Here is a 6862-nt window from a genome sequence, read left to right as displayed (position 1 = left end):
GGCCGAAAGCGCCAGGACGGCGACGGCGGCGGCAACACGCACCACTCCGCGCAGGGCGGGATGGCTCCGCCGCCGGCTCAGCTCGAGGGGGTTCAGCGTACCCGCTTGCATGGACGTCTGCATGGACGTCTGCATGGACGTTTGCATGGACCTTTGCATGGACGTTTGCATGGACGTTTGCATGGACCTCCCATGATTCACTCGCTCAACAAACTAAAGCCTGATAATGCTAACCGAAAAATGGGGCCGTTGGCAAGACGGGCAACGGACCACGGGCGGTATCGAGATAAGCTGATACTGCGCTGGGCGGCGCATCCGTTCGCGTACCCACCGCCGCGTCCGGGGGGTACCGGCGTCTTCGCCGACCGGAACCGGCACGGTTTTTGCATCTCGGCGACCGTTAGGCCGGCGATAACGGTCCGCCTCCGCAAAAACCGTGCCGGTTCCGGTCGGTCACGGGCGCAGGCCCGTGAGGTTCTGGGGGGACTTCGCGGACGCGGCGGTGCGGGCCGGTTAGTCCGTTGCGCCGTGTTCGCTAATCGCCGTCGAGTGCTGTGGGGTGACGATCAGGCGTTCGGGGTCGTAGTGCTGCTCGACGAGTCGTTCCAGGATGCCGTCGTAGATCTCGGGATCCAGCCTGGGTGTGCGGGAGAGGATCCAGAGGTAGTCGCGGCCGGGGTGGCCGACGACGGCCCAACTGTAGTCTTCGGCCAGGTCGATGATCCAGTAATCGCCCCAGAAGAACAGGAAGAAGGTCACCTCGAGTTTGGCGTTGGTCGCGGTATCGACGATTCGGGCCAGTCCTTCGGCCTCGTCGGGTTCGCCGTCGAGGGTGTCTTGGCGGCAGCGGTTGAGGACGTCGATGCGGCCGTCGTCGCGCAGGGTGTAGGTCGCCGTGGTGGCTACGCAGCCTTCCTGGAAGGAGGCGGGATAGCGGGCGATCTCGTACCAGGTGCCCAGATAGCGCTCGACGTCGACGTAGTCGACGGTCTTGAGCTGGGGCAGTCCTAGACGCTCGGTGGTCGAAACCCCGCAGCCCGCCGTCAGGGCCAGGGCGAGGGTCAGGCTGACGAGGAGGGCGGTGCGGCGCATGGGGGTCTCCTTTGCCGTGGTGGATAGGTGAGGCGGCGCAGGCCAGTATACACCCGGCGGCCCGTCGGGATAAAGACTCGTGCCGACGAGGTCCTAACCCTGAACCCGGCGGGGCTGCTTGAGCGAGCTGTAGAGGTCCTCCTCGCCGCGCAGCCAGAAGCAGGGGTCCAGCAGTTTGAGCCGCTGCCGCGCCGTAGCGGCGTACTCGACGCGCGAGGCCAGCAGGTAGGCGGTCACCCGTCCGATGAACAGCGTCGCCCCGGGCAGCTTCTTGCGCTCCTCGAGGCGGCATTCGAGCTGGGCGGGACATTCGACGATCCGTGGCGCGGCGACGGTCTCCGCCGGTTCGAGCTCGATCCCCAGCCGGTTGATCCGCTCCAGTCCGCGATAGCCCTCGTGACCCGCCGCCCACCAGACCTGGGCCAGCTCGGCGGAGACGATATTGATGACGAAGCCCTTGGTTTTCATCAACTGGCGGCAGCCCAGGGTGCCGTCGTCGAGGGCCACCCCGACCAGGGGCGGATCGTCGCACAGCGGACAGACCCGGGTCGTCGGCTCGAGGTGGGGTTCTCCGCTCGGCGAGGCCGTAGTCAGCAGCAGGGCCTGGCCGATGAGGGGCGGCGGCTGCCATCTGGTCGGCTTCAGCGGTTGGCGGCGCTTGCTGGATTCGCTCATGCTTTACCTCCAGCGCCGGACGGTCTTGCCGGCGCCCCGGCGCGGGGTCTTCAGCCCCAGGATCCCCGGTTTACCCGAACCGACGGGGATCAGGGCCACGGGCCGTTCATCCTCGGGCAGCTCGAGGGCCCGGGCGACGGCGGTCTCCTCGAAGGCGCCCACCCAGCAGGCGCCGTAGCCCAGGGCGTCGGCGGCCAGCAGCAGGCTCATTCCCGCGCAGGCCGTGTCCTGGATGCAGTACAGCTCGCGGCCGCGCTCGTCGTAAGCCTTGGCGGATTTGCCGGGCAGGGCGCAGATGACGAAGACCACGGGCGCCTTCTCGATCATCTTCTGCCCTCCGGCCCGGCGCAGCTCGCCGCGCAGCTCGTCGTTCTCGACGACGTGGAAGCGCCAGGGCTGGCGGTTGCCCGCCGAGGGCGCCCGGCGCAGGCAGTCGATCAGCAGCTCCAGCTCCTCCTCGTCGGGTCCGCCGCCGTCGTAGCTGCGGCAGGAGCGGCGCTGTAGAATCGTCTCGATAACCGGATTAACTTCAGCCATCGCTGTCGGAGTCTCCTTCGGTTGCGCCCGCGGCGGTCAGCAGCTCGAAGGCCCCGCCGCTGAGCTTGATGGTGCAGACCAGTTCGGTATAGATCGAATCGTAGATGTCGGCCGGCGAGACGAAGACCTTCTGCTTCATCCCGTCGACGAAACTCACCCCGGCGCCGACCAGCCAGGCCGCCGCCGCCAGCTCCGAGCAGTGCCAGCGGTTGGGGTTGCGCAGCCAGTTGCGGTCCTGGAACAGTCGCCAGAGGATCGGCCGGATGCGGGCCGGGATCCACATCATCCCGTCGGCCCGGAAGAGAAAGGCCGCGTTGGCCCACAGGTCGTACTTCTTGCCGTTCTGGCGCCGGCAGAAGTTGATCACCCGCGCCGTGTCCGCTTTGGTGAGCGGCCGGCCGTCCCGGCGACCGGGCCGCAGCCAGCTCAGCGCCACCTCGGTCTCGTTGAAAAAAAAGCCGGGTACGTCGGCGCGGAAGACCCGCGTCTGGAAGGCGTGCCAGAATCGCCAAGCGTGGTCGTAGACCATCGCGTGATAGTAGACCGAGCGGGTGAAGTAGGTCACCGCGGCGGCGAACAGCTCGGATATCTCGTCCACCCGCTGGCCCGTTAGCAGCATGACGTCGCCGCGCTGGATCACCGCCCGCCGGTCGCCCAGCACGATGTACTCCCGCCAGCCCGCGCTTCCCGGCACCGGCTCCAGCTTCGGCATCCGCGCCAGCGCCCGCTCCGGGTCCAGCATGCGGAAGGCTCGTCGCAGCATCAGTGCCTCCCGTCCTCGATCAGCCAGAGCTCCACCCTGGCGCTGCCCGGGATCATCGCCTCCTCGTACTCACCCTCCAGGCGGAAGGGCGCCCGCCGACCCGGATGCAGCGCCCGCTCGGTCAGGTGGAAGACGTCCTGCAGCAACGGCCGCGGCAAACCCGCGTAACGCAGGTAGAGCTTCAACTGCGGGTGGCGCAGGATGCAGGGGCCGACGTTCTCCACCACGCCCTCGACGACGAAGAAGTCCCCCCGCCGCCGCAGCCCCGGCGGCTTCAGTTCCACCTTAACATAACTGCTCTTCCACTCCCTGCAGTAGTAGGACATCGGATTACCCCTGATTGTTTCCCGATGTAATGCAGACGATGGTCTGCGGCTAACTTCCTTAACAACTGTCTAAGAATACGTCATTATAGACTACGGGGTCACGCGGGTAAAGGCGCAGAGGCGCCGGCGCGCTTGTTGCCCGAGTTCACCCGGCCGCAGAGCCGGGTGAACTCGGTGAGCAAGAAGCGTGACGGCGCCGGGGCTGGGTCGAAGAGCATTGAAAAACGACGGGGCGGCATGACCCCGTCGGCGGCTCAGCGTTAGCCGGCGGCCATGTCCCTACGCCGATGTGATCTGCTCCAACCCCGCTTTGACCAGGCCCAGGAACAGCGGGTTGGGCGTCAGGGGGCGGCTGGTGTACTCCGGGTGGAACTGGCTGGCCATGAAGTAGGGATGACCGGGCAGCTCGAGGATCTGCATGATCTCCCCGTCGGGCGTCGAGCCGGAGAAGCGCATCCCGCCTTCCTCGAAGGCATCGCGGAAGTCGTTGTTGAACTCGAAGCGGTGGCGGAAGCGCTCGACGACCTGGGCGGCGCCGTCGTAGAGCGCGGCGGCGGCGGTTTCGGTCTTGAGCTTGACGGCGTGCCCACCCAGGCGCATCGTGCCGCCGAGCTTGCGCTTCTTGCGCTGCTCGGGCAGCAGGTCGATGACGGGGTGGGCGGTCTTGGCGTTGACCTCGGTGGTGTGGGCGCCGTCGAGTCCCAGGACGTGGCGGGCGAACTCGACCACGGCGAAGTGGAAGCCGTAGCAGATGCCGAGGAAGGGGATACCCTGTTCGCGGCAGCGGCGGATGACCTGGATCTTGCCCTCGACGCCCCGGGCGCCGAAGCCGCCGGGGACGATGACGGCGGCGACGTCGTCGGGCAGCATCCGCTCGACGTCGGCGGCCGTCGAGATCTCCGTGGTTTCGATCCAGGCGACCTCGATCCGGCAGCCCGTCGTCACCTCGCAGTGCTCGAGGGCGTTGACGATGCTGACGTAGGAATCCTTGAGGGTGGCGTACTTGCCGGTGATGGCCACCTTGATGGTCGGCAGGTTCTCGGCCTTGTAGTGCTCGATGTAGGGGGCCAGCGGGGGCTGGGGCTCCCGGCGACTGACGGGCATCGGCAGGGAGAGCTTGAGCCGCCGGGAGATGGTGGTGGCCAGCTCCTGGCGGTCCAGCAGGTGGGGGAGGATGTAGATGCTGGAGAGGTCGGGCGAGCTGATGACGTTCTGTTGGGGCACGTTGCAGAACAGGGAGATCTTCTGGCGCACCTTGGGTTGGATGCCCACGGGGCAGCGCCCGACGATGATGTCGGGCTGGATGCCCGTCTCGAGCAGCTTCTTGACCGAGTGCTGGGTGGGTTTGGACTTCTGCTCCCCGGAGGCCTCGTTGTAGGGCAGCATGGTGACGTGGCAGAACATCACGTTTTCGCGGCCCTCGGCGACGTAGAGCTCGCGGGCGGCCTCGATGAAGTGCAGGTTCTCGATGTCGCCGACGGTGCCGCCGATCTCGATCAACACCACATCGTAGGGTTTGCGGATCGCCAGGGTGCGGATGAAGTTCTTGATTTCCCCGGTCACGTGGGGGATGACCAGGACGTCGCGGCCCAGGTACTTCCCCCGGCGCTCCTTCTCCAACACGTGGGTGTAGAGTTTGCCCGAGGTCAGGTAGTTGTCCCGGGACAGGTTCTCGGCCAGGAAGCGCTCGTAGGTGCCCAGGTCCATGTCGCACTCGGTGCCGTCCTCGAGGACGAAGACCTCGCCGTGGCGATAGGGGTTGAGGGTCCCGGCGTCGTAGTTGAGGTAGCCGTCGATCTTCATCTGGCTGACCGAGAAGCCGTAGTGCTGGAGCAGGTTGGCCGTCGAGGCGCTGAAGACGCCCTTGCCCACGCCGCTCATCACCCCGCCGGTGATGACGATGTACTTGGTGCGACCGATGCGGTAGGCCGGCGGGAAGTAATCGACGTCCTCGGAATCGTCGGTCTGGGTGGAGATGGTCTGGAAATCGAAGGCCTCTTCCATGCTTGACTCCGGCGGGTTGGCTCCGGGGGCGGGGGTGTTCGGCGGGAACTTCAACGGTACGCAGAACCCTCGACGGGTCGCGGACCGAGATGAAGTTATCTTACGGGAGTTTAGGATAGCAAAAACCGAGCGTCGAGTCAGCAGCTTTTTTTCAGCCCCGAGGTAATGAGCGGGGAGGGTGCGGACCCTCCCCGAATGACGCTGTCATTCTCGGTGCTGCGAACCAGGGTGGTGCGAACCAGCCCGTTAGTCCAGGGCCTTGATCCGCCCCCAACTGGTCGGCACGACGTTGCTGCCGCCGAAGTAGTCCTCGTCCGGGCTCAGCAGGTACCACTCGGTGGGATTGACGAGCTCGCCTCCCTTGAAAATCGCATACTCCAGCTCGGTGCCCGTGGTGTTGTCGCCCTGCATCCCGATGACGTAATAATCGGCTATGGGGCCATTGGGGGTGAAGTCGTAGAGGAAGGCCACGTCTGAAGCGGTCGAGCTGTCCGGGGCCTCCCAGCAGATCAATTCAAAGGTACAGAGGTTGCCGTTCCAGTCGTCGATATCCTGCCACATGATCACGAAGCGATCGCCGAAATCCTGGAAAAAGATTTCGCCGTTATTGTGAATGGCAAAATCGGTCCAGAAGGGGGCGATGATGGTATTGACGAAATGGTCGCCGGGAAAGTGATCGTCGCCGTAAGCACCGAAATAGCGGGGATTGGTGTCCTCGAAGACCACGGCGCCGTTCTCGCTGACGTAGATGTCACTGTAGCTGGAGCCGTAGAAGTTGAAGTCCCAGGAAATGCTGCCGGCCTGACCGAAATCGTCGTCCCACCAGCCCGAGGATATCAGGGTGCCGGTGCCGGAGATGTCGACCCAGTTGTCGTTGAAGAAGTCGGTGTTTTCGTCCTGGTCGTACCAGTAGTAGCCGCCGCCGTCGGGGCCGCCGGTACCGGCCAGGGCCAGGCTGACGAAGAACAGGGTGATCAGCGTAATGCGCAAGGTTCCTCCTTTTTTTGAATGAAACCAGAATTGATATTAGCCGACCCATCCTGGTCAGGCAAGGCAGAATCCCGGTCATCTTGCCGAGCGGTATGCCAAGGTTAAGACTCGATCAGAACTGATCCACAAGGGGTGAAGGGTGAACACCGCCACATTCCTATTCCCCGAATTGGAGATAAAGTAGCGCCGCTGTCGGGGGATTCTCTCGACGAAGCCACTCAACGGTGTCGGGCGGCCCCGTGGGGCCGCCCCTTCGTATTCGCAGCTCGCGTATTCGCAGCTCGAGGAGCGGGATTGACTAGCGTTCGACGAGCTCCACACCGAAGGCTGCGGTCAGGCCGCCCTCGCCGCCCAGGTTGAGCGTCATCCGGTACTCGACGGTGCCGTCGTCGAAGTAGTCGGTCCCGGCGGGCTTGGCTTTGCCGGCGTTGGTCTGGGCGTCGGCGGCGGAGAAACCCAGGTCGGTGAAGAACTC

7 protein-coding genes are annotated in these 6862 nt (G+C 65.1%); all 7 read right to left on the bottom strand.

The features are described 5' to 3' along the window. Positions 1–513 precede the first annotated feature (513 nt). The 7 genes from GF399_11210 to GF399_11180 all read right to left on the bottom strand — a co-directional run bounded on the left by GF399_11210 (position 514) and on the right by GF399_11180 (position 6387). The gene (locus tag GF399_11210; protein MBD3400881.1) at positions 514–1092 is read right to left on the bottom strand and encodes a hypothetical protein; all 579 of its coding nucleotides are present in this window, start codon (positions 1090–1092) and stop codon (positions 514–516) included. A 93-nt stretch (positions 1093–1185) separates the two neighbouring features. After that, a complete protein-coding gene (locus tag GF399_11205; GenBank protein ID MBD3400880.1) occupies positions 1186–1767 on the bottom strand; it encodes a hypothetical protein in 582 nt (193 codons plus the stop codon). 3 nt (positions 1768–1770) lie between these two features. Further along, positions 1771–2304: a nitroreductase family protein gene (locus GF399_11200; protein MBD3400879.1), complete on the bottom strand. Its 534-nt coding sequence runs from the start codon at positions 2302–2304 to the stop codon at positions 1771–1773. Beyond that, positions 2297–3067 (bottom strand): hypothetical protein, encoded by a 771-nt coding sequence (locus tag GF399_11195; GenBank protein ID MBD3400878.1) that lies wholly within the window; start codon positions 3065–3067, stop codon positions 2297–2299. The genes GF399_11200 and GF399_11195 overlap by 8 nt, the downstream gene beginning before the upstream one ends. After that, the gene (locus GF399_11190; GenBank protein ID MBD3400877.1) at positions 3067–3393 is read right to left on the bottom strand and encodes a hypothetical protein; all 327 of its coding nucleotides are present in this window, start codon (positions 3391–3393) and stop codon (positions 3067–3069) included. The genes GF399_11195 and GF399_11190 overlap by 1 nt, the downstream gene beginning before the upstream one ends. A gap of 279 nt (positions 3394–3672) precedes the next feature. Continuing rightward, entirely contained in the window at positions 3673–5397 is a 1725-nt protein-coding gene (pyrG, locus tag GF399_11185; protein MBD3400876.1) for a CTP synthase (glutamine hydrolyzing), read from the bottom strand. A gap of 246 nt (positions 5398–5643) precedes the next feature. Continuing rightward, a complete protein-coding gene (locus tag GF399_11180) occupies positions 5644–6387 on the bottom strand; it encodes a hypothetical protein (protein ID MBD3400875.1) in 744 nt (247 codons plus the stop codon). Positions 6388–6862 lie beyond the last annotated feature (475 nt).

This window comes from Candidatus Coatesbacteria bacterium (assembly GCA_014728225.1).
Taxonomy (GTDB): domain Bacteria; phylum RBG-13-66-14; class RBG-13-66-14; order RBG-13-66-14; family RBG-13-66-14; genus WJLX01.
This window is presented reverse-complemented; position numbering and strand designations above follow the sequence as displayed.